1 pseudogene is annotated in these 236 nt (G+C 64.4%); it reads right to left on the bottom strand.

Going from position 1 to position 236, the window contains the following annotated elements:
• Nucleotides 1-236 (bottom strand): annotated as a pseudogene (locus SB772_RS45520) (oxalate/formate MFS antiporter); the annotation flags it as partial.

Genomic DNA, 236 nt, shown 5'->3' with positions numbered 1-236 from the left:
GTCACGATGTCGAGCGTGATCGCCGTGGCGAACACCGGCACCCAGCTTCCCGCGTGCTGGTGCAGCAGCGCCGCCAGTGGGCCGCCGAAGATCGAACCGATACCTTGCGAGATATACAGCCAGCCGTAGTTCTCCGTGGCGTGGCGGGTGCCGAAGGTGTCGGTCAGCGTCGAGGGGAACAGCGAAAAAATCTCGCCCCAGCCGAAGAACACCACGCCCGACAGCAGCACGAACAG

The organism is Paraburkholderia sp. SIMBA_030 (genome assembly GCF_046535245.1).
Taxonomy (GTDB): Bacteria; Pseudomonadota; Gammaproteobacteria; order Burkholderiales; family Burkholderiaceae; genus Paraburkholderia.
The sequence above is the reverse complement of the archived record's forward strand: the minus strand, read 5'-3'. Positions and strand labels throughout refer to the sequence as shown.